At 69.4% G+C, this 26,236-nt stretch carries 20 protein-coding genes and 1 riboswitch; of the genes, 15 read left to right on the forward strand and 5 right to left on the reverse strand.

The window, feature by feature from the left end:
- Positions 1 to 144 precede the first annotated feature (144 nt).
- Positions 145 to 561, forward strand: a complete 417-nt coding sequence (locus WS78_RS32930; RefSeq protein WP_038751023.1) for an HIT family protein — start codon at positions 145 to 147, stop codon at positions 559 to 561.
- Between the two features lie 54 nt (positions 562 to 615).
- On the opposite strand, the gene WS78_RS32935 is transcribed toward WS78_RS32930, so the two are convergent.
- A complete protein-coding gene (locus tag WS78_RS32935; RefSeq protein ID WP_059581294.1) occupies positions 616 to 2,268 on the reverse strand; it encodes a phospholipase D family protein in 1,653 nt (550 codons plus the stop codon).
- A gap of 171 nt (positions 2,269 to 2,439) precedes the next feature.
- Here WS78_RS32935 and WS78_RS32940 point away from each other — a divergent pair, with 171 nt between their 5' ends.
- The 5 genes from WS78_RS32940 to WS78_RS32970 all read left to right on the forward strand — a co-directional run bounded on the left by WS78_RS32940 (position 2,440) and on the right by WS78_RS32970 (position 9,517).
- Entirely contained in the window at positions 2,440 to 2,973 is a 534-nt protein-coding gene (locus WS78_RS32940) for a GNAT family N-acetyltransferase (RefSeq protein ID WP_059581298.1), read from the forward strand.
- Positions 2,974 to 3,002: 29 nt separating this feature from the next.
- A complete protein-coding gene (locus WS78_RS32945; RefSeq protein ID WP_038751025.1) occupies positions 3,003 to 4,289 on the forward strand; it encodes a DUF445 domain-containing protein in 1,287 nt (428 codons plus the stop codon).
- A 198-nt stretch (positions 4,290 to 4,487) separates the two neighbouring features.
- Entirely contained in the window at positions 4,488 to 6,068 is a 1,581-nt protein-coding gene (locus WS78_RS32955; protein ID WP_059581084.1) for a Na+/H+ antiporter, read from the forward strand.
- A 328-nt stretch (positions 6,069 to 6,396) separates the two neighbouring features.
- Positions 6,397 to 8,037 carry an acetolactate synthase large subunit gene (locus tag WS78_RS32965; protein ID WP_038751030.1) on the forward strand — a complete coding sequence of 547 codons (1,641 nt, stop codon included), beginning with the start codon at positions 6,397 to 6,399 and terminating at the stop codon, positions 8,035 to 8,037.
- Positions 8,038 to 8,083: 46 nt separating this feature from the next.
- Positions 8,084 to 9,517 carry an aldehyde dehydrogenase family protein gene (locus tag WS78_RS32970; RefSeq protein WP_059581088.1) on the forward strand — a complete coding sequence of 478 codons (1,434 nt, stop codon included), beginning with the start codon at positions 8,084 to 8,086 and terminating at the stop codon, positions 9,515 to 9,517.
- 248 nt (positions 9,518 to 9,765) lie between these two features.
- Here the strand turns inward: WS78_RS32970 and WS78_RS37885 are convergent, their stop codons facing one another.
- Positions 9,766 to 10,707 (reverse strand): MaoC family dehydratase, encoded by a 942-nt coding sequence (locus WS78_RS37885; RefSeq protein WP_226377273.1) that lies wholly within the window; start codon positions 10,705 to 10,707, stop codon positions 9,766 to 9,768.
- Positions 10,708 to 11,033: 326 nt separating this feature from the next.
- On the opposite strand from WS78_RS37885, the gene WS78_RS32980 reads away from it, so the two are divergent.
- The 9 genes from WS78_RS32980 (at position 11,034) to WS78_RS33030 (ending at position 23,572) form a co-directional block, all read left to right on the forward strand.
- Positions 11,034 to 12,131, forward strand: coding sequence for a hybrid sensor histidine kinase/response regulator (locus WS78_RS32980; RefSeq protein ID WP_059581092.1), 1,098 nt, complete (start codon positions 11,034 to 11,036; stop codon positions 12,129 to 12,131).
- A gap of 193 nt (positions 12,132 to 12,324) precedes the next feature.
- Positions 12,325 to 14,001, forward strand: coding sequence for a methyl-accepting chemotaxis protein (locus WS78_RS32990; RefSeq protein WP_059581095.1), 1,677 nt, complete (start codon positions 12,325 to 12,327; stop codon positions 13,999 to 14,001).
- A 28-nt stretch (positions 14,002 to 14,029) separates the two neighbouring features.
- Complete coding sequence (locus WS78_RS32995) at positions 14,030 to 14,566, forward strand: chemotaxis protein CheW (protein ID WP_038751037.1); 537 nt, start codon at positions 14,030 to 14,032, stop codon at positions 14,564 to 14,566.
- Positions 14,563 to 16,710 carry a CheR family methyltransferase gene (locus tag WS78_RS33000; RefSeq protein WP_059581100.1) on the forward strand — a complete coding sequence of 716 codons (2,148 nt, stop codon included), beginning with the start codon at positions 14,563 to 14,565 and terminating at the stop codon, positions 16,708 to 16,710. Before WS78_RS32995 ends, WS78_RS33000 begins: the two co-directional genes overlap by 4 nt.
- Positions 16,691 to 17,419: a chemotaxis protein CheW gene (locus WS78_RS33005; protein ID WP_059581104.1), complete on the forward strand. Its 729-nt coding sequence runs from the start codon at positions 16,691 to 16,693 to the stop codon at positions 17,417 to 17,419. The genes WS78_RS33000 and WS78_RS33005 overlap by 20 nt, the downstream gene beginning before the upstream one ends.
- On the forward strand, positions 17,416 to 19,827 hold the full coding sequence (locus WS78_RS33010) for a hybrid sensor histidine kinase/response regulator (RefSeq protein ID WP_059581108.1): 2,412 nt from the start codon (positions 17,416 to 17,418) through the stop codon (positions 19,825 to 19,827). Before WS78_RS33005 ends, WS78_RS33010 begins: the two co-directional genes overlap by 4 nt.
- Before the next feature lie 4 nt (positions 19,828 to 19,831).
- Positions 19,832 to 20,860 (forward strand): chemotaxis response regulator protein-glutamate methylesterase, encoded by a 1,029-nt coding sequence (cheB, locus tag WS78_RS33015; RefSeq protein WP_038751045.1) that lies wholly within the window; start codon positions 19,832 to 19,834, stop codon positions 20,858 to 20,860.
- Between the two features lie 409 nt (positions 20,861 to 21,269).
- Positions 21,270 to 21,992, forward strand: a complete 723-nt coding sequence (locus WS78_RS33020; RefSeq protein ID WP_038751047.1) for a haloacid dehalogenase type II — start codon at positions 21,270 to 21,272, stop codon at positions 21,990 to 21,992.
- Positions 21,993 to 22,138: 146 nt separating this feature from the next.
- Positions 22,139 to 22,205, forward strand: a riboswitch (Fluoride riboswitch).
- Between the two features lie 83 nt (positions 22,206 to 22,288).
- A complete protein-coding gene (locus tag WS78_RS33030; RefSeq protein ID WP_059581112.1) occupies positions 22,289 to 23,572 on the forward strand; it encodes a chloride channel protein in 1,284 nt (427 codons plus the stop codon).
- 106 nt (positions 23,573 to 23,678) lie between these two features.
- Here WS78_RS33030 and WS78_RS33035 read toward each other — a convergent pair whose 3' ends face one another.
- The 3 genes from WS78_RS33035 to WS78_RS33045 all read right to left on the reverse strand — a co-directional run bounded on the left by WS78_RS33035 (position 23,679) and on the right by WS78_RS33045 (position 26,109).
- On the reverse strand, positions 23,679 to 24,626 hold the full coding sequence (locus WS78_RS33035; RefSeq protein ID WP_038751050.1) for a CPBP family intramembrane glutamic endopeptidase: 948 nt from the start codon (positions 24,624 to 24,626) through the stop codon (positions 23,679 to 23,681).
- Positions 24,627 to 24,977: 351 nt separating this feature from the next.
- Complete coding sequence (locus tag WS78_RS33040) at positions 24,978 to 25,253, reverse strand: DUF4180 domain-containing protein (RefSeq protein WP_059581115.1); 276 nt, start codon at positions 25,251 to 25,253, stop codon at positions 24,978 to 24,980.
- Positions 25,254 to 25,449: 196 nt separating this feature from the next.
- Positions 25,450 to 26,109: an outer membrane lipoprotein gene (locus WS78_RS33045; protein WP_059581118.1), complete on the reverse strand. Its 660-nt coding sequence runs from the start codon at positions 26,107 to 26,109 to the stop codon at positions 25,450 to 25,452.
- Positions 26,110 to 26,236 lie beyond the last annotated feature (127 nt).

The following is a 26,236-nucleotide window of genomic DNA, read 5'->3' on the forward strand; positions in this document are numbered from 1 at the left end:
ATGCCGTCACGCACGCGTGCGAGCGCCGGACGCTTGCGCGCGTGCGCCTTCTCGCGCCGTATCGCTTGCGCGTTCGCGCGCGAGCGGTAAGAATCGCGTGTTGACTGACATCCGACAGACAGGCTCGCGAGCCGGGAGACTTTGATGGCCTACGATCAATCGAACATTTTTGCGAAGATCCTGCGTGGCGAGGTGCCGTGCATCCGGTTGTGCGAAACGGACACGACGCTCGCGTTCATGGACATCATGCCGCAATCGAAGGGCCATGCGCTCGTCGTGCCGAAGGAGGCGGCGGAGACGTTCTACGAGCTGTCCGAAGAAGCGGCGGCGGAATCGATGAAGATGGTGAAGCGCGTCGCGCTCGCGCTGCGCAAGACGCTCGAACCGGAAGGGCTGTTCATCGGCCAGTTCAACGGCGCGGCGGCGGGCCAGACGGTGCCGCACGTGCATTTCCACGTGATCCCGCGCTGGGCCGACGAGCCGCTCAAGATGCACGCGCGCGAGATGGCCGATGCGGCGGAACTGCAAGCGCTGGCGGAGCGGATTCGCGCGGCGTTGTAAGCGCAACATGCGCGGGCGGGCGCGGCGCGGCGACGGGCTGCGCCGCGCCGCGCGTCAAAGCTGATCGTCGATCGGCAACAGCAGGCACAGCCCCGCCAGCAGGTTCCGATAGAAGCCCGCGTTCGGATCGACGCTGTACGTGCGCACGCGGCCGTCGGCGACCTCGGTCCACACGAGCGGCCACGCCGTCGCGCTCGCGCCCGCCGTCTGGAGCGCATCCGGCGCGTGGGGCGCGAGCGTCACGCGGTAGCTGATCGCCGGCTTCGTCACTTCGTCGAACAGGTTCGCGACTTCGTTCGCGAGTTGCGGGCTGTGAATCACGAGCGCGAGCTCCGTGTTCAGGTGCGCGGAGCGCGGATCGAGATTCATCGAGCCGATCACGAGAATTTTCCGATCGATCACGTACGCCTTCGCATGCAGGCTCGCGCGCGAGCGCGAGCCGAGCATGCCGATGCGCGCGCGTGCCTGATCCGGCTTGTATTCGTACAGCTCGACGCCGTGCCGCAACATCGGCACGCGATACGGCGCGTAGCCGGCCTGCACGGCGACGGCATCCGTCGCCGCGAGCGAATTCGTCAGGATCGCTACGCGTACGCCGCGCGCGGTCAACTGGCCGAGCGCCTTCACGCCCGCCTTGTGCGGCACGAAATACGGCGACAGCACGAGGAATTCGCGCTGCGCGTCGCGCGTCAGCGCGATGAGCCGCTGCATCGGCGGGCTTTTGTAGCTGTCGTCGGGCGCGGCGATCTTGTCGGGCGAATCGGCGGTGAACTCGGCGCTCGCCCAGACGAGGCCGAGTTCGCTGCGCGCGATCTGCGCGGAAAGCGGCGTCGCGTTCAGCGGCTTCGCGTTGTACGGCGTCGCGTTCGCGCGCCAGTGCGCCCGCAGCGCCTCGCGCGCCGCGTCCAGATCGGTCGCGTCGTAGTGCCGCCGATTCAGCGCCGGCAGCGGATACGTGAGCGCGCTCGCCCAGTACGCGTCGAAGCTCGCCGAAATGTCGCGCGTGACGGGGCCGGCCGCGAGCACGTCGAGATCGCGGAACTGCAGCGTCGGGCTCGCGTTGAAATACTCGTCGCCGAGATTGCGGCCGCCGACGATCGCGATCTGGTTGTCCGCGATCATTGCCTTGTTGTGCATCCGGCGCGTGAAATTGTCGATCTGCGTGAAGAGGTTCGTCGTGCGCGCGAGCATCCCACGGCGTGCGGCGCCGAACGGATTGAACACGCGCACTTCGAGGTTCGCGTGCGCGTCGAGCGCGGACATCAGCTTGTCGACGTCCTTGAAATTCAGATCGTCGACGAGCATCCGCACGCGCACGCCGCGGTCGGCCGCGTATAGCGCGGCGCCGAGCAGCAGCTTGCCCGTCGTGTCCTCGGCGGCGATGTAGTACTGAATGTCGAGCGTCTTCGTCGCCGCGCGCGCGACCGCGATGCGCATCTGCAGCGCCTCGTCGCCGCGCGGCAGCACGAGAAAGCCCGATTCGCCCGGGTGCAGCGGCGCTTGCGTGGCGAGCGCGGCCGCGAGGGGCGTCGACGTGCCGGGCGGCAACGCGTAGGAGACCGTGCGGTCGAGCGCGGTGGCGGGCGGATGCGTCGCGCAGCCGGCGAGCCCGAGCGCCGCGCACACCACGAGCGCGCGCGCGGCGGCCGTCATGAAGCGGGTGGGGCGGTGCAGCGGCAAGCCGCGGCGGGCGGCGCGATCCGGCACGTTGAGACCTCCTTCGGGCATCTGTCTGGATGATCGTCGAATCGACGGCGCGGCAGGCCGGGGCGCCGCGCGAAGGCATTCTAAGTGTCGCCGGCGACGCGGGTCAACCGAGCCGCGCGCCGCCCGGTGTACCATCTGACGAGTCCGTCATTCTTGCTCGCGAAGCCCGTCATGGCCCATCCGGCATCCTCGCCTTGCATCGAAATCAGGCGCCTTCGCGCCGCGCACGCGGCCGACTATCGCGCGATCCGCCTCGCCGCGCTGAAGGACGCGCCGGACGCATTCGGCTCGACCTACGAAGCCGAGGCCGCGCGGCCGCCGGTCGCGTTCGCCGAGCGGCTCGACAGCGCGATCGTGTTCGGTGCGTACGTCGACGGCGCGATCGCAGGCATGGCCGGCTTCAAGCGTCAGGAAGGTGCGAAGGAGCGTCACAAGGGCTTCCTGTGGGGCATGTATGTCGCACCCGCTGCAAGGCGGCGCGGCGTCGGCGCGGCGCTGCTCGACGCGGTGCTCGCGGCCGCGGAGCAAGCGGCCGAGCAGGTGACGCTCGCCGTCGCCGACGGCAACGGCGCGGCGCGCGCGTTCTACGAGCGGCACGGCTTCGTCGCGTACGGCGTCGAGCCGCGCGCGCTCAAGGGAGCGAACGGCTACGCGGACGAATGGTTGATGGTGAAGTTCCTGCCGTCCGCGCCGCCGCGCGCGTGACGAGACGAAATCGATACGACCGAATCGCGATGCTCGACGACAAGGAACGGGAACTCCGAAACAGCAAGCGGCGCGCGCTCGCGCTGCTGCTCGCCGCGGCGGGCGTGTTCGCGGCGACGCTGTTCGCGCCGCGCGGCTTCTGGATCGACGGCGTCAAGGCGATCGCGGAGGCGTCGATGGTCGGCGCGCTCGCCGACTGGTTCGCGGTCGTCGCGCTGTTTCGGCGCGTGCCGATACCGTTCGTGTCGCGGCACACGGAGATCATTCCGCAGAACAAGGAAAAGATCGCCGACAATCTCGCCGCATTCGTCCAGGAGAAGTTTCTCGACCCGGCGTCGATCGTCGCGCTGATCAAGCGGCACGACCCGGCGGCCCGGCTCGCGCAGTGGCTCGCGACGCCGCGCAACGCGCACGTGCTGGGCGGCTACGCGACGCGTCTCGTCGCGTTCGGGCTCGACATGACCGACGACGCGCGAATCCAGTCGTTCGTGAAGGACGCGTTTCATGCGGCGCTCGACCGGATCGACCTGTCGCGATCCGCGGGCGCGATCCTCGACACGCTGACGAAGGACGGCCGCCATCAGGCGTTGCTCGACGACGGGATCGCGCAGATCGTCGGATTCCTTCGCGATCCCGACAATCGCGCGTCGATCGCGACGTACATCGTCGACTGGCTGAAATACCAGTTTCCGAAGATGGAGAAGCTGCTGCCGACGAGCTGGCTCGGCGAGCACGGCGCGGAGCTGATCTCGAACGTCGTGACGCGAGTGCTCACGCAGATCGCCGAGGACCCCGAGCATCGGCTGCGGCGCAGCTTCGACGACGCGGCAGCGCGCCTCGTGGTGCGATTGAAGCGCGACCCCGCGTTCATCGAGAAGGGTGAGGAAATCAAACGCTATCTGCGCGACGGCGACGTGTTCAACCGCTACGTGAAGGACATGTGGGACCAGCTTCGCGCCTGGCTGAAGGCCGATCTCGCGCGCGACGATTCGGTCGTCCACCAGCGCGCGACGGCGCTCGGCGGCTGGCTCGGCGAGCGGCTCGCGCAGAGCCCGCAATTGCGCGACTCGATGAACGAGCACGTCGAGCGCGCGGCGAGCGAGATGGCGCCCGAGTTCGCCGAGTTCCTGACGCGGCACATCAGCGACACCGTGAAGAACTGGGACGCGCGCGAGATGTCGCGGCAGATCGAGCTGAACATCGGCAAGGATCTGCAATACATCCGGATCAACGGCACGCTGGTCGGCGGGCTGATCGGGCTCGGGCTCTATGCGGTGTCGAGCCTCGCGCGCTGGGCGGGCGCGCTGCCTTTCTGAGCGCGCGCGTTCGTCGCCGCTGCGTTTTCGGCGCTTTCGCCGGGATCAGCGAGATCAGCGAGATCAGCGCGCCGAAGCATCGGCATCCTGAACGAATTTGACGATTGCGCGCTCGACGCCGCATGCGTCGGCATGCTGTAATCGCGCGATCGGCCGCCCGTCGTTCGGCCGTTTAACTCTCGCGTGGAAGGCGCACCCATGTCTCCGGTCTCGGCATTCAAGCTCGTCCTGCTGTCGTTTCTCGCGATCGTCGCGCTCGAGCTGCTCGCGAAGCGGCTCAAGCTGCCGCCCGCCGCCGCGCTGCTCGTCGGCGGCGCGGGCATCGCGTTCCTGCCCGGCTTGCCGCCCGTCGATCTCGATCCCGATCTCGTGCTGATCGTGTTCTTGCCGCCGCTGCTGATGGACGGCGCGTACTTCTCGGTATGGGAGGAGTTCAAGCGCAACGTCGGCGGCATCATGATGCTCGCGATCGGCGCGGTCGCGTTCACCACGTTCGCGGTCGGCTTGGCCGTGCATCTCGTCGCGCCGGGCCTGCCATGGGCCGCGTGCTTCGCGCTCGGCGCGATCGTGTCGCCGCCCGACGCGGTCGCCGCGAAGGCCGTGCTCGAGCGCGTCGCGCTGCCGCGCCGGCTGATGGTGCTGCTCGAAGGCGAGAGCCTGCTGAACGACGCGGCGGGGCTCGTGCTGTTTCGCTTCGCGCTCGCCGCCGCGCTGACGGGCGCGTTCAGCGCGGGCGACGCGCTCGTGCGCTTCGCGGAGCTCGGCTTCGGCGGCGTCGCGGTGGGCTTCGTCGTCGGCTGGCTGATCGTGCGCTTCCTGAAACTCATCGAGGACGACTATCTCGTGATCACGACGGCCGTTCTCGCCGCATGGATCAGCTACATCGCGGGCGAGATGTTCGAGGTGTCCGGCGTGATCGCGACCGTGACGACCGGGATGATGCTCGGCTGGCATCAGCACGAGGTGTTCTCCGCGTCGGTGCGCAATCGCGGCACCGCGTTCTGGCAGGTGATCGTGTTCCTGCTCGAGGCGCTCGTGTTCGTGTTGATCGGCCTGTCGCTGCGCGGCGTGATCGAGCGGCTCGGCGGGCTCGGCGAGGTGTTCGCGACGATGACGCCCGCGGTGGTCGCGGTGCTGGCCGCCGTCGTCGTGTCGCGCTTCGTCTGGGTGTTCGCGGTCGAGCTGCTGAAGGCGCCCGTCGCGCGCGTGCGCGGGCGTGGACCGCTCGCCGACTGGAAGGCGGCGGCCGTGATGAGCTGGGCGGGAATGCGCGGCGTCGTGACGCTCGCGATCGCGCTGTCGCTGCCGGACGCGATGCCGGGCCGCGATTTGATCCTCGTCGCCGCATTCGCGGTGATCCTCGTCACCGTGCTGCTGCAGGGCACGACGATCGGGCCGCTGATTCAACTGCTGAGGCTGCGCGATCCGGGGCCCGCGCCGCATCATCTGACGGAACCGCAGACGTGGGCGCGCGTCGAGGCCGCGCAGCTCACGGCGATCCAGCCGCTCGTGCGCGACGCCGGCGGCAACCTCATTCATCCGCGGCTGCTCGAGCAATATACGTACCGCGCGAACGTGACCGCGCGCCATCAGAACGAGCCGGCGTTTCCGGAGCACGAGCGCAACGCGCACTACGACGTCGTGCTCGCGGCGATCGCGGCCGGCCGTGCGGAGCTGCTGCGGCTGCATCGCGGCGGCCAGATCCACGACGAGATGCTGTACCTGCTCGAACGCGATCTCGACTTGCAGGAGATCGCGGCGCAGCACGCGAAGGGATAGCGGTGTGCGCGGCGCGACGCGCATTGCCCTCCGGCGTGTCATCGTTTCGTAAGCTGCCCGCCTCGAAGCGGCTTTTTCGGCGATCTCCTACAATCGAGAATCGCCGCCACCGATGCGCCGCCGATGCGGCGTCGATCGCGCGCCGGCAGCCGTCCGGCCGCGGCCGGAAATAGCGGGCCGCGCAGCCCATCGCCGCGGCTGTTTCGCTCTGCTTGCTTTTGCTTTTGTCTGTCGAAGGAAAGGGTCGCGTGCGCCGTAGGCCGGCGTAAGCGTCGCTCAACGCCGCGCGCGCCGTAAGCCGGAGGCGCGGCACCAACCGAGAGTCCCCATGAAAGCATCCGATCTGTTCGTGAAGGCGCTGGAGGCGGAAGGCGTCCAGTATGTGTTCGGCATTCCCGGCGAGGAAAACCTCGATCTCCTCGAGTCCCTGCGGCGCTCCCGCATCAAGCTCGTACTGACCCGCCACGAGCAGGCGGCGGGCTTCATGGCGGCCACCTACGGGCGGCTGACCGGCAAGACGGGCGTGTGCCTCGCGACGCTCGGCCCCGGCGCGACGAATTTCGTGACGGCGGCCGCGTATGCGCAGCTGGGCGGCATGCCGATGCTGATGATCACCGGGCAAAAGCCGATCAAGTCGAGCAAGCAGGGCCATTTCCAGATCGTCGACGTGGTCGGGATGATGCAGCCGCTCACGAAGCTCACGCGGCAGATCGTGTCGATCGGCAACATTCCGTCGGCGGTGCGCGAGGCGTTCCGGCGCGCGGAGGAAGAGCGCCCCGGCGCCACGCACCTCGAATTGCCCGAGGACATCGCGCACGAGGAGGGCGACGGCAAGCCGATTCCCGCGAGCTACAGCCGCCGGCCGATCGCCGAGGAGAAGGCGGTCGCGCACGCGGCCGAAGCGATCCAGGCGGCGCGCCATCCGCTCTTGATGATCGGCGCGGGCGGCAATCGCAAGACGACCCGCAAGATGCTCAAGGAATTCGTCGACACGACGGGCATACCGTTCTTCACGACGCAGATGGGCAAGGGCGTGATCGACGAAACGCATCCGCTGTGGCTCGGCAACGCGACGCTGTCGGACGGCGATTTCGTGCACCGCGCGATCGAGCACGCGGACTGCATCATCAACGTCGGCCACGACGTGATCGAGAAGCCGCCGTTCTTCATGCGCGCCGACGACAAGACCGTGATCCACGTGAACTTCCTCGGCGCGCAGGTCGATCCCGTGTACTTCCCGCAGATCGAGGTCGTCGGGGACATCGCGAACGCGGTGTGGCAGATGAAGGAGACGCTCGCGCGCCAACCGCACTGGGATTTCTCGCGCTTCATGCTGATCAAGGAGCACTTCGAGGCGCACCTGAAGAAAGGGCAGGACGATCCGCGCTTTCCGATGTATCCGGTGCGGATCGTCAACGATCTGTACCGGTCGATGCCGGAGGACGGCATCGTCTGCCTCGACAACGGCATGTACAAGATCTGGTTCGCGCGCTACTGGCGCGCGCACGAGCCGAATTCGCTGCTGCTCGACAACGCGCTTGCGTCGATGGGCGCGGGCCTGCCGTCGGCGATCGCGACGAAGATCGTGCATCCGCAACGCAAGGTGATGGCCGTGTGCGGCGACGGCGGCTTCATGATGAATTCTCAGGAGCTCGAAACGGCGGTGCGGCTCAAGCTCGACCTCGTCGTGATGATCCTGCGCGACGACGCGTTCGGAATGATCCGCTGGAAGCAGGAGAACATGAACTTCCCCGATTACGCGATGACGCTCGCGAACCCGGATTTCGTCGCGTACGCGCAGAGCTACGGCGCGCATGGGCACCGGATCGCGTCGGCCGACGAACTCGAGCCTCTCGTGCGCGAATGCTTTGCGTCGCCGGGCGTGCATCTGATCGACGTGCCGATCGACTACTCGGACAACGAGCGCGTGCTCAATCGCGAAATCAAGCGCCTGTCGGCGCAGTTGTGACCGCAGTGGGCGGCACGGCGCATCAAACCGGACGGAGTGATTCGACATGCTGAAGGAAACCTATCCGTATTACCTCGCGAACGAGGCGGTGTACGCGAACACCGATCTCGACGTCACCGACAAGTACAGCGGCGAGGTCGCGACGCGCGTCGCGCTCGCCGACGCGAAGGCGATCGACGCCGCGATCGGCGCGGCCGTCGCCGCGCAAAAGCCGCTGCGCGAGCTGCCGGCGTTCAGGCGGCAGGCGATCCTCGAGCACTGCGTCGCGCGGTTTCGCGAGCGCTTCGACGAGCTGGCCGAAGCGCTGTGCATCGAGGCGGGCAAGCCGATCAACGATTCGAAGGGTGAAGTGACGCGCCTCATCGACACGTTCCGCGTCGCGGCGGAGGAATCGGTGCGCATCGAGGGCGGCCTCATCAACCTCGAAATCTCGCCGCGCGCGCAGGGCTACAGCGGCTATTACAAGCGCGTGCCGATCGGGCCGTGCTCGTTCATCTCGCCGTTCAACTTTCCGCTGAACCTCGCCGCGCACAAGGTCGCGCCCGCGCTCGCCGCGGGCTGCCCGTTCGTGCTGAAACCCGCGAGCCGCACGCCGATCGGCGCGCTGATCATCGGCGAAGTGCTCGCGCAAACCGATTTGCCGAAGGGCGCGTTCTCGATCCTGCCCGCGCATCGCGACGGCGCCGATCTCTTCACGACCGACGAGCGCTTCAAGCTGCTGTCGTTCACGGGCTCGCCCGCGGTCGGCTGGGAGCTGAAGAAGAAGGCGGGCAAGAAGAAGGTCGTGCTCGAACTCGGCGGCAACGCGGCCGCGATCGTCGACGCCGATCAGCGCGAGCGGCTCGACTACGTCGTCGAGCGGCTCGCGTTCGGCGCGTACTACCAGTCAGGGCAGAGTTGCATCGGCGTGCAGCGGATCATCGCGCATGCGGATGTCTACGACGCGCTGCGCGAGAAGCTGATCGCGAAGACGCGCTCGCTGAAGATGGGCGATCCGAAGGACCCGGCGACGTTCGTCGGCCCGATGATCTCCGAATCCGAGGCGCGGCGGCTGGCCGGCTGGATGGAAGCGGCCGTCGCGGCGGGCGCGAGGATTGTCGCGGGCGGCGGCGTCGACGGCGCGATGTTCGAGGCGACGCTGCTCGAGAACGTCGGCCGCGATCAGGATCTGTATCGCAAGGAGGCGTTCGGCCCCGTCGCGCTGCTCGAGACGTTCTCCGATTTCGACGACGCGCTCGCGCGCGTGAACGACAGCGATTTCGGCCTGCAGGCGGGCGTGTTCACCGATTCGCTCGCGCACGCGCAGCGCGCGTGGGACGAGCTCGAAGTGGGCGGCGTCGTGATCAACGATGTGCCGTCGTTCCGCGTCGACAACATGCCGTACGGCGGCGTGAAGGATTCGGGGCTCGGCCGCGAAGGGATTCGCTACGCGATCGAGGACATGACCGAGCTGCGGCTCATGGTGGTGCGCAAGCGTTGATTGCGGCGCGGCGGCGTGATGCGGTGCCGCCGTCGCGCGCGTCGCCGCCGCTTCGCTGCGCGCTCGGCTTGTTCGGTGCGCTCGGCGTGCGATTCCGCAGACCTATCCTTTCGTCACGAGCATCCGGCGGATCGGCGCGCGGGAAGCGGGCGAGCGCGACGGGCGGTGCTTGGCGTCGATGCAGGGCGAAATGCGCAGCGGCCGCCGCGACAAGACGGCCGCGAATCGCGGCAACGGCGCCTTGCGCGCTACGCCGCCGCGATCGCGTGGCCCGGCAGGCTGAGGCTCGTCGACTTCGCGAGCACGCAGACGTCGCCCGCCGCGTTGCGCAGCGTGCCTTCGAGGCGCACGACGTCGCCTTTGAGCTTCGGGTTCGGCTCGATCGCGACGATCCGCCGTTCCATCGTCGCCGTATCGCCCGCCGCGACCGCCTTGCGGAACTGAAATTCGAATTCGAGCCCGAGCGCCGGCCGCCGCTCGCTGAGGAACGTCGCGACCATCCCCATCATCAGCGCCGAATAGTGCGTGCCGCTGACGATCAGTCCGCCGAATCGCGTCGATCCGGCGAGCGCCTCGTCGTGATGCAGCGGATTCATGTCGCCGGCGAGCGCGGCAAATCGGCGAACGGATTCAATGTCGAACGTGACCATTTTCGAGATAGTTTCGCCGACGTTGTAACTCGTATTCATGAGGATGCGCAGAATAATTGGATAAGAAAGTGGCGGCCGCGTATTAAACGGCAATTGCCGAATATCGAGATAAGGCGGCAATGGTCGCGATCGTCGCCGTCTCGAAAAACCGGGGGGGCGGCGCGCGAAGCGTTCCCGCTCACGCCGGCATTGACGGCGATGCGCGCCGCCGCATCGATTGGAGATGCTATCGTTCACCGACCGGACGGTCAATCTGACGGCGCGTCCGGCCGAACCGGGCGGCTTCGTGCATGTGTGAGGCGTCGAGCCGAGAGCCGAGAGCCGAGAGCCGAGAGCCGAGCGCCGGCGCGTGTCGCGCGCGCGCGTCAAACGCCCGTCGAGCGGGCGCCGCAGGCCGATTTCCGGCAGGCCGCGCAGGTTCGGCGAACATGCGATGACTTGCGTCGAAGAAAACGTTTGCGCTCCCTTCATCTTCCGGCGTCGCGAGCTCGATTGATAAACCGCACTGTGGCGAGCAGATAACACACTGCTCGGATGCAATTGCGCGCCGCGCGTATCCGGCGCATTGTGACCACGAAATCAGCCGGGCCGCTCCGACACACGCTTTTACCTGATCGAACGATGACTCGATCGTAAAAAGGAGTGAAATGCGCATCGATTATCGAGCGAGATCAGCGAGCGGACTTAATTTCATTTAACATCAGCACTTTATATTCGTTTTAAGAAAGAATGAGGGCCCGTTTCATTGCCGTTCACGAGGAACGGCGGGCTCGCGCTCACGCGATCGCATGCTGAACCAGCCGGGCAGGCGAGCGACGAACGGGGCTGGAACAGGCAACAAGGCAACGATTGCGTAGCGCTACGACATGATGAACAAAACGAGTAGGGATAATGCTTCGGATTCGCTTGAATCGGGGATCTCGGTGCTGCTGGTCGACGACCAGGCGTTCGTCGGCGAAGTGATTCGCCGCTCGCTCGTCCCGGAGCGCGACATCGTGCTGCACACGTGCACCGACGCGCAGCGCGCGCTCGCGATGGCGAGGGAAGTGAAGCCGACCGTGATCCTGCAGGACCTCGTGATGCCCGACATCGACGGCCTTGATCTCGTGCGCGCATGGCGCGCCGACGCGCAGACGGCGCGCGTGCCGATCATCGTGCTCTCGGCGAAGGAAGAGCCTGTCGTCAAGCGCGCGGCGTTCGTCGCCGGCGCGAACGACTATCTCGTCAAGTTGCCCGACACGATCGAGCTGATCGCGCGCATCCGCTACCACTCGAATTCCTACCTGATGCTGCGGCAGCGCGACGAGGTGCTCGATTTCCTGTCGCACGACATGCGCACGCCGCAGACGTCGATCCTCGCGCTGCTCGACGTCTATCGCAACGAGCACGGCGCGATGCCGCCGATTCTCGAGCGGATCGAGACGCACGCGCGCCGCGCGCTCGCGCTCGCCGACGGCTTCATTCATCTGACGCGCGCGCAATCGGAGAAGCGGCCGAGCGAGACGGTGAGCCTGAACGAGGTCGTGCTCGATGCCGTCGACCAGATGTGGGAGAAAGCGGGCAGCGTCGGCAGCCGCGTGAGCGCCGACGTGCCGCCGACGGAGTGCCTGTGCATCGGCGACCGGATGATGCTCACGCGCGCGGTCGCCAATCTCGTCGACAACGCGCTGAAGTATGGGCCGGCGGGCTCGGAGGTGCGCTGCACGCTCGTCGAGGACGGCGACGGCTGGCTGATCGGCGTCGAGGACGAAGGCGCCGGCATCGCGCCCGAGCAGCGCGCGGCCGCGACCGAATCGTTCGTGCGGCTCGTGCCGGCGGGCGGCGCGCAGCGCGGCGGCTTCGGGCTCGGGCTCGCGTTCGTGCGCGCGACGGCCGCGAAGCATCGCGGTCTGATCCTGATGCGCTACACGCCGCGCGGCTTCCTCGCGGGACTTCGGATTCCGAAGGATGCGAGCGCCGCGTGACGCGCGCGCTGGCCGCACGCCGCCGTCCGTGCGACACGATCCGCTTCGCGCGCACCGACCTGTCCTCGTTCACGATGGTTCAAGTTACACTCGCGATGCCCGGGTTTCGCGTCGCGCCGGGATCGATGCGATCCGCCCCGTGCGTAGCGCGACGCTTTCCTCATCTGATTTTCCGCCAGCCGGATAAAACGACATGCCCACAGTGACGCCTCGCGCCAGCCACGAGATTCTTCGCAAACCCGCCGCCGGCAGCCGGCTCACGCTGGGCAACCGGATACTGTTCAGCTTCGGCGCGCTGTTCGTGCTGATGCTGTTCATGGCGGCGCTGTCCTATCAGCGCCTGCGCGCGATCAACGACGAAGCGATCAGCATCGAGCGCGATTCCCTTCCGGGCGTCTATCTCGCCGCTTCGTTGCGCGCGGCGACGAACGAATCGTACATCGCGCTGCAGCGCGCGGTGTTCGTCGACGCCGACGCCGACGCCGTCCGGCGCGATCTCGCGAAGGTGCCCAGCCTGCTCGAGGAAACCGACAAGCTGATGTCCGCGTATCAGGCGTCGATCTTCCGCAACGACGATCAGGAGCGCTTCAACGCGTTTCGCGCGTCCTACGAGCGCTACGTGCCGCTCCTGAACGACACCGTGCAGAAGGCGCACGGCGCGAAGCCCGATTCGCTCGCCGCGTACGCGAAGATGACGCCCGCGTGGGAAGAGGTGATTCGCACCGCCAACGTTCTCGTGCAGGAGAACCGGCGCTTCGCCGAGCAGTCGGCGACGCTGATCCGCGAATCGGTGCACGGCACCGAGATCACGCTCGCGGTCGCGCTCGGCGTCGTGCTCGTCGCCGCGCTCGTGTTCGGCTATTTTCTCTATCGCGCGGTGACGGTGCCGATGGCGCGGCTCGTCGACGTGCACGACGTGATGCGCACGGGCGATCTGACGCAGCGCCTGAACCTCGGCCGCAGCGACGAATTCGGCACGCTCGAGAGCGGCTTCAACCGCATGGCCGACGAGCTGACCGCGCTCGTCGCGCAGGCGCAGCAGTCGTCGCTGCAGGTGACGACGTCGGTCGCCGAGATCGCGGCGACGTCGCGCGAGCAGCAGGCGACGGCGAACGAAACGGCGGCGACGACGACCGAGATCGGCGCGACCTCGCGCGAGATCTTCGCGACGTCGCGCGATCTGCTGCGCACGATGAACGAGGTGTCGGCGGTCGCCGAGCAGTCGGCGACGCTCGCGGGCGTCGGCCAGAGCGGCCTCACTCGGATGGGCGAGACGATGCGCAGCGTGATGGATGCGGCGGGCTCGGTGAACGCGAAGCTCGCGATCCTCAACGAGAAGGCGATCAACATCAACCAGGTCGTCGCGACGATCACGAAGGTCGCCGACCAGACCAACCTGCTGTCGCTGAACGCCGCGATCGAAGCGGAGAAGGCGGGCGAGTACGGCCGCGGCTTCGCGGTCGTCGCGACCGAGATCCGCCGCCTCGCGGATCAGACGGCGGTCGCGACGTACGACATCGAGCAGACGGTGAAGGAGATCCAGTCGGCGGTGTCGGCGGGCGTGATGGGGATGGACAAGTTTTCCGAGGAAGTGCGGCGCGGAATGCGCGACGTGCAGCAGGTGGGCGGCCAGCTGTCGCAGATCATCGCCGAAGTGCAGACGCTCGCGCCGCGCTTCCAGATGGTCAACGAAGGGATGCAGACGCAGGCGAGCGGCGCCGAGCAGATCACGCAGGCGCTGTCGCAACTGTCGGAGGCCGCGCAGCAGACGGCGGAATCGCTGCGGCAATCGTCGCAGGCGATCGACGATCTGACGCTCGTCGCGAACCAGTTGCGCACGGGCGTGTCGCGCTTCAAGGTCGACGCGTGATGTGCGTGACGCGCCAAGCGGAGCCGACATGCTGTTCCTGCTGTTTCACCTAGACGGCGAGCGCTACGCGCTCGATGCGGCGGAGATCGCCGAAGTGCTGCCGCTCGCCGCGACCAAGACGATTCCCGGCGCGCCCGCGTGGGCGGCCGGCATCCTCATGCATCGCGGCGAGCCGGTGCCGGTGATCGACGTGCCGCGGCTCGCGCTCGGCCGCGCCGCGCAGCCGTTGCGCTCGACGCGGCTCGTGCTCGTGCGCTACCGGCTGCCTGCCGCCGAGCCGGCGGTCGCGCCGCCGCGCGTGCGTCTGCTCGGGCTCATCGTCGAGCGCGCGACGCAGACCGCGCGAATCGCGCGCGACGCGTTCCGCGACAGCGGAATCGCGACGCCGCACGCGCGCTGGCTCGGGCCGATCGCGAGCGACGCGGACGGCGTCGTCCAGTGGGTCGCGGTCCAGCACATCGTTAGCGGCGATGCGCGCGCATTGCTGTTCGACTACGCGGCGGCGCTCGATCCGGCCGGCGCGAGCGCGCCGCTCGCGGGCGCACCGACGGGAGGCGGCCGATGAACGCGTTCGATCCGCGCTTTCAGGCGTGGCTGTCGCGCGAGACGGGGATCGATCCGGCCTCGCTCGGCAACGACTTCGTCGCGCGCGCGCTCGCCGAGCGGATCGCCGCGACGCAGCCGGGCGCGGGCGGCGATGCGGCCGAGCAGGCCGCACGTTCGCCGCAGCCGATCACGAGCGAAGCGCTCGATGCGTACTGGCAGCGCCTGAACGCGTCGGACGACGAGCGGCGCGCGCTGATCGAGCTGTTCGTCGTGCCGGAGACGTGGTTTTTCCGCGAGCGCGAGGCGTTCGGCGCGCTCGCGCGGCTCGGCGCGCAGCGGCTGTCGGCTCAGCCCGCGCGCGCGCTGCGGGTCCTGAGCGCGCCGTGCTCGACGGGCGAGGAGCCGTATTCGGCGGCGATGGCGCTGCTCGACGCGGGCATCGATCCGGCGCGCTTCGAGATCGACGCGCTCGACATCAGCGCGCGCGCGATCGCGCACGCGGAGCGCGCGCGCTACGGGCGCAACTCGTTTCGCGGCCACGCGCTCGGCTTTCGCGGCCGGCACTTCAAGGCGGCGGCCGACGCCTGGGTGCTCGACGAGCGAGTGCGCGCGTGCGTGCGGTTCCGGCAGGCGAATCTGCTCGATCTGCTCGGCTGCCCCGGTCAACCGTACGACTTCGTGTTTTGCCGCAACGTGCTGATCTATTTCGATCGCGACGCGCAGGATCGCGTCGTGCGGATCGTCGAGGAGCAGCTCGACGAGCGCGGAATCCTGTTCGTCGGGCCGGCCGAGACGGGGGTCGTGATGCGGCAGGGGTTGACGTCCGCGCAGATTCCGTTGGCATTCGCGTTTCGCAAGCCGGCCGTGGACGCGTCGGCGTGGCCCGGCGCGAACGGCACCGGCGCGCATGCGGCGGGCGCCGCGTGGCGAGGCGGATCGGCGGCGGCGGGCATCGCGGGCGCCGATCGCACGTTGACGCTCGGCGGCACGTTGCGCGCGATCGCGCATGAATGGTTCTTCGATGCCGGATGGCCGACGCCCGAGCCGATCGCGCGCGCGATCGACGGCGCACCGGCCGAGCCGTCCGCCGGATCGTCGGTGCCCGCGCCGGCCGCGATGCGCTCCGCATCCGAGCCGCTCGCGCGTGGCGGTGATTCCGAATCCGATTCCGACTTCAGCTCCGATTCCGACTTCGACTTCGACTCCGGCTTCAACTCCGGTTTCAACTCCGGCTCCGATCCCGGCTGGCGGGCCGTCGGCGCATTCGCGCGCGCGCCGGACGTCGCGCGGCCCGGTGGCGTCCCGCTCGCGCGAGCGGTTCGCGACGCCGCACGCGCCGCGATCTCGCCGCAAGCGAACGCGTTCGATGCGGGCTGGGCGGCGGCCGGCGCGTTCTCGCGCGCGCCCGGCGGCGCGCACGCGCACGCCGATGCGTTCGAGCGTGCGGGCGGCGGCGCGCATGTCGCGGCCGAGCCGCTTGCGCGTCGCGCGAACGTCGCGCGTCCGGCGCTCGAATCGCTGCCCACGGCGGCGGCCGACGCCGGCTGGCCCGCTGCCGGGCCGATCGCGCGCGATGCCGGCGCCGTGCCGCGCACGTCCGCGTCGCTCGCGCGGGCGTTCGACACCGCGTGGCTCGCGTCTGGGCCGATCGCCGGCGCGGCCGGCGTCGCGCAGCCGGCACCCGCGCCGCGCGCGCCCGGCTCGCCGGCGCTCGGCGGCGCCGCCGCGATGGGCGCCGCGATCGACGCCGCGCAGCGCGCGACCGGTGATCCGCGCATCGGCGCGCCGCCCGAGGCGCTGCTCGACGTGGCCCGCCGCCTCGCCGACGCGGGCGCGCTCGACGCCGCGCAGCAGGCGGTGCATGCGTCGATCGAACAGTCCGGCCCGTGCGCCGACGCCTTCTACCTGCTCGGCCTGATCGCCGATGCGCGAGGCCGCGGCGACGAAGCGGCGGACTGCTATCGGAAGGCGCTGTACCTCGAGCCGTCGCATTACGAAGCGTTGACTCATTTGGCGACGCTGCTCGACATAGCGGGCGATCGCGACGGCGCACAGTGGCTGATGCAACGGGCCCGGCGCGCGGCCCAATACGAATCGGCCGCGTCCGTGACCGACACGGACGGCGGCGAACCGAGAGGAACCCATGGACCGCGACGCCGTTGAGCGACCACGGATCGCATTCGACATCGACGCTTGCTGGAATCGCATCGGCACGCGCGGCGACCGTTCGTGCGAGCGGCTCGATACGTACCGCCGCTGCTTGAACTGCCCCGTGTTCGAGCGTCACGCGGCGCTGCTGCTCGACCGCCCGCTGACCGACGCGGATCTCGCCGACGCGGCGCGCCTCGCCGCCGAGCGCGCGCCGCGCGCGAACGCGGCCCCGGCCCCGTCGGCGGCGCGCGACGGCGCGGCCGAGACCGTTCATTCGGCGTTCGCGTTTCGCGTCGCCGACGAATGGCTCGCGCTGCCGATCCGCGTGCTGCGCGAGATTACCGACACGAGATCGATTCATCCGCTGCCGCATCGCCGCAACCGCGCGGTGCTCGGCATCGTCAACGTGCGCGGCACGCTGCGCGTCGCGGTGTCGCTCGCGGAGCTGCTGAGCCTCGATGCGCGCGCCGATAGCGCCGCGTCGCGCGCGAGCTTCACGCGCATGCTCGTCGTCGCGCATCGCGGCGATCCGGTCGTGTTCCCGGTCGACGAAGTCGAAGGCGTGCTGCGCTTCACGCCGGCCGAGTGGATGCCGGTGCCGGCGACCGTCGCGCGCACGGGCGACGCGCATTCGCGCGGCGTGTTCGCGTGGCGCGGCAAGACGATCGGCCTGCTCGACGAGGACCGCCTGTTCGATTCGCTCACGCGGAGCCTGCGATGAGTCACGACGACGATTTCGGCCGCGCGTCGCTGCTCGAGCTGTTTCGCGAGGAGACGCACACGCAGACGCAGGCGCTCTCCGAGCGGCTGCTCGCGCTCGAGCGCGGCGCGCAGGACGCGGCGACGCTCGAGGCGTGCATGCGCGCCGCGCATTCGCTCAAGGGCGCGGCGCGGATCGTCGGGGTGCCGCAGGGCGTCGACATCGCGGGGCGAATGGAGGATTGCTTCGTCGCCGCGCAGCACGGGCGGCAGCCGCTGACGCCGTGTCATGTCGACGCGCTGCTGACGGGCGTCGACCTGCTCGTGCGCGTGGGCGATCCGCAGGCGGCGGCGTTGGTCGCGCAGCACGAGATCGACGCGTTCGCGGCGGCGCTCGCGGCGGCGGATGCGGGGACGGGCGACGCGCAGACGGGCGACGCGGGCGAGGCGGATGGCGCGGGCGCGCGCGGCGGCGGGGCGGCGGGCGGAGATGCCGCCGCCGGATCGAGCGGGAAGACCGACGCGATGCGCGCAAGCGGCGGCGGACGCGGTGCGGGCGATGTGGTCGGCGCGGTCGGCGCGGGCGATGCGAGCGGCATGGGCGGCGCGAGTGGCGCCGGTGATGCGAGTGATGCGGCCGGTGTCGGTGGCGTTCGCGTTGCATCGGACGCCGGCGAAGCACGCGGCGCATCCGGCTCGATGCGCCGCGTGCGCGCGGACACGCTGAACCGCCTGCTGAGCCTGTCCGGCGAATCGCTCGTCGAATCGCGCTGGCTGAAGCCGTTCGCCGAATCGATGCTGCGCGTGAAGCGCGCGCAGCGCGATGCGGCCCGCTCGCTCGACGCGCTCGTCGAATCGCTCGCCGACGACGCCGACCCGCGCGTGCTCGGCGCGCTCAACGAGGCGCGGCAGATGTTCACCGACGTGCAGCGCACGTTCGCGACGCGGCTCGACGAGCTCGACCGCTTCGAGCGCCGCAGCTCGCACATCGCCGAGCAGCTCTACGACGAAGCGCTGCAATGCCGGATGCGCCCGTTCGGCGACGCGACGCGCGCGTATCCGCGCGTCGTGCGCGATCTCGCGCGCTCGCTCGGCAAACGTGTGCGCTTTTCGATCGCCGGCGAAGCGACGCAGGTCGACCGCGACATCCTCGACATGCTCGACGCGCCGCTCGGCCACCTGCTGCGCAACGCGATCGACCACGGCGTCGAGCCGCCCGATGCGCGGCTCGCGCGCGGCAAGCCGGCTGAAGCGGCCATCACGCTCGAGGCGCGGCACAGCGCCGGGTCGCTGCTCGTCAGCGTGAGCGACGACGGCCCCGGCGCCGATCTCGCCGCGGTGCGCGCGGCGATCGTCCGCCACAATCTGACCGACGAGGACACGGCCGCGCGCCTGTCCGATCAGGAACTGCTCGAATTCCTGCTGCTGCCGGGCTTCTCGATGCGCGAGCAGGTGACGGACGTGTCCGGCCGCGGCGTCGGCCTCGACGCGGTGCAGGAGATGGTGAAATCGGTGCGCGGCGCGGTGCGGATCTTCAACGAGCCGGGCCTCGGCATGCGCTTCGTGCTGCAGCTGCCGCTCACGCTGTCGGTGATCCGCAGCCTGATCGTCGAGGTCGGCGGCGAGCCGTACGCGTTCCCGCTCGTGCAGGTGCGCCGCACGCTCGAGCTCGACCGCGCGGACATCGACGTGCTCGAAGGCCAGCAGCATTTCCCGCTCGACGATCGCCGCGTCGGCCTCGTCACCGCGCATCAGCTGCTCGACGCAGGCGAGCTCGACGAGGGTCGGCCGACGACGGCCGTCGTCGTCGTGGGCGGCGAGCCGGAAACCTACGGCGTCGCGGTCGACCGCTTTCTCGGCGAGCGGATGCTCGTCGTGCAGCCTTTAGACGGACGCCTCAACAAAATTCAGAACATTGCGGCGGGCGCTTTGCTGGAAAATGGCGATCCGGTGCTGATCGTCGACGTCGAGGATCTGATCCGCTCGATCGACAAGCTGATTCGCGGCGGCGAGCTCGCGAAGGTGCGGCGCGGCGATCAGGACGCGCTCGCGCGGCGCAGCAAGCGCGTGCTCGTCGTCGACGATTCGCTGACCGTGCGCGAGCTGGAGCGAAAATTGCTCGAGAAGCGCGGCTACGACGTGACGATCGCGATCGACGGGATGGATGGCTGGAACGCGATTCGCAGCGACAGCTTCGACCTGGTCGTCACCGACATCGACATGCCGCGGATGGACGGCATCGAGCTCGTCACGCTGATCAAGGGCGATCCGCTGCTGAAATCGGTGCCCGTGATGATCGTCTCGTACAAGGATCGCGACGAGGACCGCCGGCGCGGGCTCGAAGCGGGCGCCGACTATTACCTGGCGAAGGGCGGCTTCCACGACGAGGCGTTGCTCGACGCCGTGCACGACCTGATTGGGGACGCGTAAAGCCATGAACATCGGCATCGTCAACGACTTGCCGCTCGCCGTCGAGGCGTTGCGCCGCACGATCGCGCTGCGGCCCGAGCATCGCGTGCTGTGGGTTGCGACGGACGGCGCACAGGCCGTCGATTTCTGCGTCGCGCAGCCGCCGGACCTCGTCTTGATGGATCTCGTGATGCCGAGAATCGACGGCGTATCGGCGACGCGCAGCATCATGGCGCGCTCGCCGTGCGCGATCCTGATCGTCACCGCGAACGTCGGCGCGAATGCGTCGTACGTGTACGAGGCGATGGGCGAAGGCGCGCTCGACGCGGTCGACACGCCCACGCTCGAGCAGGGCGGCAGCGCCGATCCGTCGCAGCCGCTGCTCGCGAAGATCGACCAGATCGGCCGGCTGCTCGCGACGCGCACGCCGTCCGCCGCGCCGTCCGCCGCCGCGCCCGCGCCGCAGGGCGCGCTGCCGCCGCTCGTCGCGATCGGCGCGTCGGCGGGCGGGCCGACCGCGTTGACCGCGCTGCTGCGGCGGCTGCCGGAGGATTTCCCGGCGGCGATCGTGATCGTCCAGCACGTCGATCAGGCGTTCGCGATCGGGATGGCGCAATGGCTCGACGGCTACTCGCCGCTGCCGGTGCGCATCGCGCGGCAGGGCAGCGTGCCGCAGATGGGCGAGGTGCTGCTCGCGGCGACGAACGATCACCTGCATCTGACGCCGCGCGGGCTGCTCGGCTACACGCGGCGGCCGGAGGAGACGCCTTATCGGCCGTCGGTCGACGTGTTCTTTCACAGCATCGTCGAGCACTGGAAGGGCGGGGCGATCGGCGTGCTGCTGACGGGCATGGGACGCGACGGCGCGCTTGGCCTGAAGGCGATGCGCACGAAGGGGCATTACACGATCGCGCAGGACGAGGCGACGAGCGCCGTGTACGGCATGCCGAAGGCGGCCGCCGCGATCGGCGCGGCGACCGCCGTGCTGCCGCTCGACCGGATCGCCGATCAACTGATCTCGCTCGTTCCGCGCAGCAAGCATCGCTGGCGCTGAGCGCGCGTTCGAAGCGTTCGAAGCGTTCGAAGCGTTCGAAGCGTTCGAAGCGTTCGAAGCGTTCGAAGTCTTCCCCGAGTTCCCCTTCGCACCGCGGATTCGGCTTCCAATTCGACATCGACATCGACATCGACTTCTGCCTCGATTGCGTCCTAGCGAAAGCGCGCGCGCTATTCGCCGATAATGTCGAGCGGCAGATGTGCGATTTTCCAGACGTGCAGGAGCGGCGGTCCGCGTTCGGCAGTTTGCGTTCGGCGGCCGCGCGGGGCGGTTCTGCGTTCGTCGATTCCGCCCGCGCGGCCGGCCGCGGCACGAGCCGGCCGCGCGCGCACGGCCGACGAGCACCGCACGATTTCCCCGACGGGCCCGCTGCATCCTGAAACTTCATCCCACGACTCAGGAGAGCATCATGCAAGCGCTTGGCGTGAAGGCGTTGGTTTTCGACGTGTTCGGCACCGTGGTCGATTGGCGCGCGGGCATCATTCGCGACGCGGGCCCCTTTCTGGCGAAGTATGGCCGCGCGGGGGCCGATCCCGCGGCGTTCGCCGATGCGTGGCGCGCGAGCTATTCGCCCGCGATGGAGGAAGTGCGAAGCGGCCGGCGGCCGTTCACGCGGCTCGACGTGCTGCACCGGGAGAATCTCGAGGCGATCCTGCCCGCGTTCGGCGTCGATCGCGCGAGCGTGCCCGACACCGATCTCGACGAATTGAATCTCGCGTGGCACCGGCTCGATCCGTGGCCCGATTCGGTCGCGGGGCTCGCCCGGCTGAAGGCGCATTACATCATCGCGCCGCTGTCGAACGGCAACGTGATCCTGATGATCGACATGGCCAAGCGCGCCGGTCTGCCGTGGGACGCGATCCTCGGCGCCGAACTCGCGCAGGCGTACAAGCCGACGCCCGAAGCGTATCTGCGCACGGCCGACATCCTCGCGCTGCGGCCCGAGCAGGTGTGCCTCGTCGCCGCGCACAACGGCGATCTCGCGGCCGCGCGGCGCTGCGGCTACCGCAGCGCGTTCGTCGCGCGCCCGCGCGAGCACGGCCCCGCGCAGACGACGGATCTGCGCGCGGAGCAGGATTGGGACGTCGTCGCGGCGGATTTCGTCGAGCTCGCGCAGCGGCTCGGCGCGTGACGAGCGACGCGGCGCGCGGCCGGTCGACGGGCCGCGCGCCGTGCCTCGACCGGCCGCGCATGCGCTGAGGGCCGAGGGCGCGCGGCAACCGCCGCGCCGCGTTCGCCGCGACGGTTGCCGCGCGCGAGCCGCATCGCGTACAATCCGCGGCGACCGGAGATGGCATGCCTCCGTACAACCGCCGGCGAGCCGGCTGATGATGCCTACGCGTTCCTGGGTGCAGGAGGTCGTAGGCCATCCGTCAACAAGCGGCATCCTGCCGCCCGGGTTTGATGTCCTGTCGAATCTGGAAATCCATGAAACGTCTGCACACCCTCGAGCCCGTCGCGGCGCTCGCGCATCTGTGCCGCTGGCTCGCGTTGTCGGCCGTCGTCGGCGCGCTCGCCGGCTCGGCGTCCGCGTTCTTTCTCCGGGCGCTCGATCTCGCGACGGGCGCGCGCGTCGCGCATCCGTGGCTGCTGTGGCTCCTGCCCGCCGCGGGCTTCGCGACCGGCTGGGTCTATCATCGCGCCGGCCGGTCCGTCGAGCGCGGCAACAACCTGCTGATCGACGAGATCCACGATCCGCAGCGCATCGTGCCGAAGCGGATGGCGCCGCTCGTGCTCGCCGCGACCGTTCTCACGCATCTGTTCGGCGGTTCGGCGGGGCGCGAAGGCACCGCGGTGCAGATGGGCGGCGCGCTCGCCGATCGCGTCACGCAGCTTTTCGCACTCGGCCGCGACGACCGCCGGATCATGCTGATGGGCGGGATCGCCGCCGGCTTCGCATCGGTGTTCGGCACGCCGCTCGCGGGCGCGGTGTTCGGCCTCGAAGTGCTCGCGATCGGACGGCTGCGTTACGACGCGCTGCTCGCGTGCGTCGCGGCGTCGGTCGTCGCCGATGCCGTGTGCCGGATGTGGGGCATCCATCACACTGTCTATGCGGTGCCGTTCGTGCCCGCGTTGAGCGCGGCGGGCGCCGCGTCGGCGGTGGCGGCCGGCATCGCGTTCGGCATCGTCGGCCGGTTGTTCGCCGCGGCGACGCATGCACTCGGCGCGCGCGCGAAGCGGTGGATCGCCTATGCGCCGTTGCGTCCCGTCGCGGGCGGCGCGCTCGTCGCGCTCGCGGCGACGCTCCTTCACACGCCGCAGTATCTCGGCCTCGGCATTCCGACGATCGAAGCCGCGTTTCGCGGGCCGCTGCCCGTCTACGATTTCGCGGGCAAGTTCGCGTTCACGGTCGTCACGCTCGCGTCGGGTTTCAAGGGCGGCGAAGTGACGCCGCTCTTCTACATCGGCGCGACGATCGGCAACGCGCTGTCGCATCTGCTCGCGCTGCCCTTGCCCGTGCTCGCGGGGCTCGGCTTCGTCGCGGTGTTCGCCGGCGCGGCGAACACGCCGATTGCGTCGACGATCATGGCGATCGAACTGTTCGGCGCGCCGATCGGCGTGTATGCGGCGCTGGCCTGCGTCGTCGCGTATCTGTTCTCCGGGCAGGCGGGCATCTATCGCGCGCAGCGCGTCGGTCAAGCGAAGCTGCCGGGGCCGCGCGGCGAAGCGAGCGTCGCGCAGCCGGCTGCGAAGGAGGCGGCGGCGAGGTGAGCGCGCGCCGCGGCGCGTGGGGACGGGGCGGCGCGTGCGTGATCTCTAAAGGCGCGTTGCAGCGCGCCGGCCGCGCGCCGATTGTGAATCGACCGCCGCAGGCGGCTCAGATCATCTGTCGGCGCTTGTGCGCGAGCGCCGGATCGTTCGACGCCGCGCGCGGCGGCAGGCGCCATGCGACGTATGCAAGCGCCGCGAGCGCCGGAAACACGAGCACGCTCGCCTCGGGGCCGACCGTGCCGCCGCTCAGCCAGACGGGGCCGATCGCGTGGCTCCTGAACAGCGTGTCGTGCGCGGTGAGCCCGCTGTCGGCCGCGCCGAACAGGAACGACTCGCTCCAGTCCCACATCGCATGCTCGCCGAGCGCCCACCACAGCGAGCCGGTGCGCCAGATCGCGACGCACGCGACGAGCCCGTACATCACGATGGGCACGATGCCCGCGATGTTCTCGTTGCGATTCGATACGTGCGACATGCCGAACGCGAGCGACGTGAGCGCCGCCGCGACGACGGGATGCGCGCGCTGCGCGAGCTTGAAGAACGGGTAGCCGCGAAACGCCACTTCCTCGGCGAGTGCGATGAGCGCGAACGCGGCCGCCCACGCGAGCGCCGATTCGAGCGCGGCCGCCCGGCTCGCGCCCGAGTATTCGATCGTCGCGCCGCCCGTCAGCACGAGCAGGCCCATGATCGCCGACACGGCGACGAGACTGCAGAGCGCGCCCCAGACGAAGTGCGACGCGCTGTGCGGCGCGCGCAGCCCGTAGTCGAGCCATGAGCGACGGTCGATGCGGCTCATCACGCGCGTCGCGATCAGCGACGCCGCGCACAGCGCGAGCTCGAACGGAATCTGGCCGGCCGCGCTCGACTCGATGTGCGGACGAAACGGATGGTGCGCGATGCGAGCCGCGTAGCCGAGCGCGAGCACGATCGCCACGACGATCGCCGCATACAGCAGCACGGCCCAGCCGGTTCGCAGGCCGTGGGCGCCGTACCAGATGCGTTTGAGTCGAGGCGATGACGGGGGCGGCCAGCCGGTTTTGTTCACATCTCCCATTTGCACGTCACTGGTTTTTCGATGGAAATGCTTACGAATTGCCTTCGCGTACGTCGCTCGGCCAGGTCTCGGAATGCGGCGCGTACCGGGCCGAATGGTACATCCGGCGCGAGGAAATGTGGTGTCGCGGATTGTGGAGAATGGTCGCGATGTGTCGCGCGATGCGCGGCGGGGCCTCGCGCGGGTTCAGCGAGCGGTTTCAGCGCGTGCGTCCGGGGCGGGCGGCGATGCGTCGGGTGCGCCGCAACGCCGTTCGCATCGCCTCGCGCTGGGCGCCGCACGGGATCGACGCGCCGATTCGGGTTCGCGATCCGTGCGGTTCGGCGCGCGCGACGCGATGGCTCCGCGCGCTCAGCGCGCGCCGGCGGCGCGGCTGCGCTCGGGCAGCTGTTGCGCGAGCGCGCCGACATCCGCGACGAACCAGAACGCGTCGCCGCGATTCGTTTCGTGCACGAGTTCGCGCAACGCGCGGCCGCGCGCGAGCGCCGCGTCGATGTCGCCGACGGCGGCGAGCCTCGCGCGATAGTGGATCAGCTTCCGCGCGAGGTGTCCGGCGACGCGCGTGACGAGGCCAAGGAAGTCGATGTACGCCTGCTCGCGAAGACGAGGAAGGCGAAAGGGACGCAAGGATGCGTCGGCTCGTGCAGTCCGGCGCATGCCGCGAATCGTCGAACGATCACGCGGCCGGACGGTCGAGACGGGCTTCGCGACGCCGCATAAAAAAACGACGGGAGCCGGGCGGCCGTAACGGCCGGCCCCGAGCTTTCCGTCGCTTTGCTCATGCGCCGCGTACGCGGCCGCCGCCGCTGTCGGGCGGCGCGATTCAATACCGTGAAATCTGATTGCCGTCGATGCGCACGCGATCGCCCGGGCGCAGATCGCCCGGCGTCTGCAGGTCGAACGAGCGCATCGAGCCGTCGCTCAATTGCACGTCGACGCGATAGGCGCTCGGCTGCGCGCCCATCTGCTGGCCGATCTGGTTGCCCGCGACCGCGCCGCCGAGCGCGCCGATGACCGTCGCGGCGTCGCGGCCATGGCCGCGGCCGATCTGGTTGCCGAGCACGCCGCCGACGAGCGCGCCGACGACCGTGCCCGCGACGCCCGACGGGCCGATCGCGCCGCCGATCGGGCGGATGCCGGCGATCGTGCCGTACTGGGTCGAGTAGCCGGGCTGATAGCCCTGCTGATAGCCGGGCTGCGCATAGCCTTGCTGCGGATAACCGGGCTGCGAGTAATCAGGCTGCGCAGGCTGTGAGTAATCGGGCTGCGCGTACGACGGTTGCGAGTACGACGGCTGCGCATACGACGGCTGCGAATAGACGGGCGCGCCGTACTGCGGCTGCGAACCATACGGTCCGTACGCACCCGGCGCGACGCATGCGCTCAGCGACAGCGCGGCTGTCGCGGCGAGCGACGCGAGCAGAGCAGTCTTCGTGAAAGCCGGGCGCTGCGTTGCCGTCTTTCGGATGGGCTTCGTGTTCATGGTAGCGGGTGGTTGCTATTGCACGGCGGCAGTATAGGGAATGCCGTCATCGTTGGATGAGCGCCGCGCGTAACAGTGTGTAAAGTCTGTAGCCGCGCGGTCGGCGCGTGCGGAAATCCCGTCCGGG

Source organism: Burkholderia savannae (assembly GCF_001524445.2).
Taxonomy (GTDB): Bacteria; Pseudomonadota; Gammaproteobacteria; order Burkholderiales; family Burkholderiaceae; genus Burkholderia; species Burkholderia savannae.

Coding starts and splice junctions, on each gene's coding strand:
- WS78_RS32945 (WP_038751025.1), top strand. CDS start 3,003: ATGCTCGACGACAAGGAACGGGAACTCCGAAACAGCAAGCGGCGCGCG.
- WS78_RS32955 (WP_059581084.1), top strand. CDS start 4,488: ATGTCTCCGGTCTCGGCATTCAAGCTCGTCCTGCTGTCGTTTCTCGCG.
- WS78_RS32930 (WP_038751023.1), top strand. CDS start 145: ATGGCCTACGATCAATCGAACATTTTTGCGAAGATCCTGCGTGGCGAG.
- WS78_RS33020 (WP_038751047.1), top strand. CDS start 21,270: ATGCAAGCGCTTGGCGTGAAGGCGTTGGTTTTCGACGTGTTCGGCACC.
- WS78_RS32940 (WP_059581298.1), top strand. CDS start 2,440: ATGGCCCATCCGGCATCCTCGCCTTGCATCGAAATCAGGCGCCTTCGC.
- WS78_RS32970 (WP_059581088.1), top strand. CDS start 8,084: ATGCTGAAGGAAACCTATCCGTATTACCTCGCGAACGAGGCGGTGTAC.
- WS78_RS32980 (WP_059581092.1), top strand. CDS start 11,034: ATGATGAACAAAACGAGTAGGGATAATGCTTCGGATTCGCTTGAATCG.
- WS78_RS32995 (WP_038751037.1), top strand. CDS start 14,030: ATGCTGTTCCTGCTGTTTCACCTAGACGGCGAGCGCTACGCGCTCGAT.
- WS78_RS33035 (WP_038751050.1), bottom strand. CDS start 24,626: ATGGGAGATGTGAACAAAACCGGCTGGCCGCCCCCGTCATCGCCTCGA.
- WS78_RS33005 (WP_059581104.1), top strand. CDS start 16,691: ATGGACCGCGACGCCGTTGAGCGACCACGGATCGCATTCGACATCGAC.
- WS78_RS33045 (WP_059581118.1), bottom strand. CDS start 26,109: ATGAACACGAAGCCCATCCGAAAGACGGCAACGCAGCGCCCGGCTTTC.
- cheB (WP_038751045.1), top strand. CDS start 19,832: ATGAACATCGGCATCGTCAACGACTTGCCGCTCGCCGTCGAGGCGTTG.
- WS78_RS32965 (WP_038751030.1), top strand. CDS start 6,397: ATGAAAGCATCCGATCTGTTCGTGAAGGCGCTGGAGGCGGAAGGCGTC.
- WS78_RS33000 (WP_059581100.1), top strand. CDS start 14,563: ATGAACGCGTTCGATCCGCGCTTTCAGGCGTGGCTGTCGCGCGAGACG.
- WS78_RS32990 (WP_059581095.1), top strand. CDS start 12,325: ATGCCCACAGTGACGCCTCGCGCCAGCCACGAGATTCTTCGCAAACCC.
- WS78_RS33010 (WP_059581108.1), top strand. CDS start 17,416: ATGAGTCACGACGACGATTTCGGCCGCGCGTCGCTGCTCGAGCTGTTT.
- WS78_RS33030 (WP_059581112.1), top strand. CDS start 22,289: ATGAAACGTCTGCACACCCTCGAGCCCGTCGCGGCGCTCGCGCATCTG.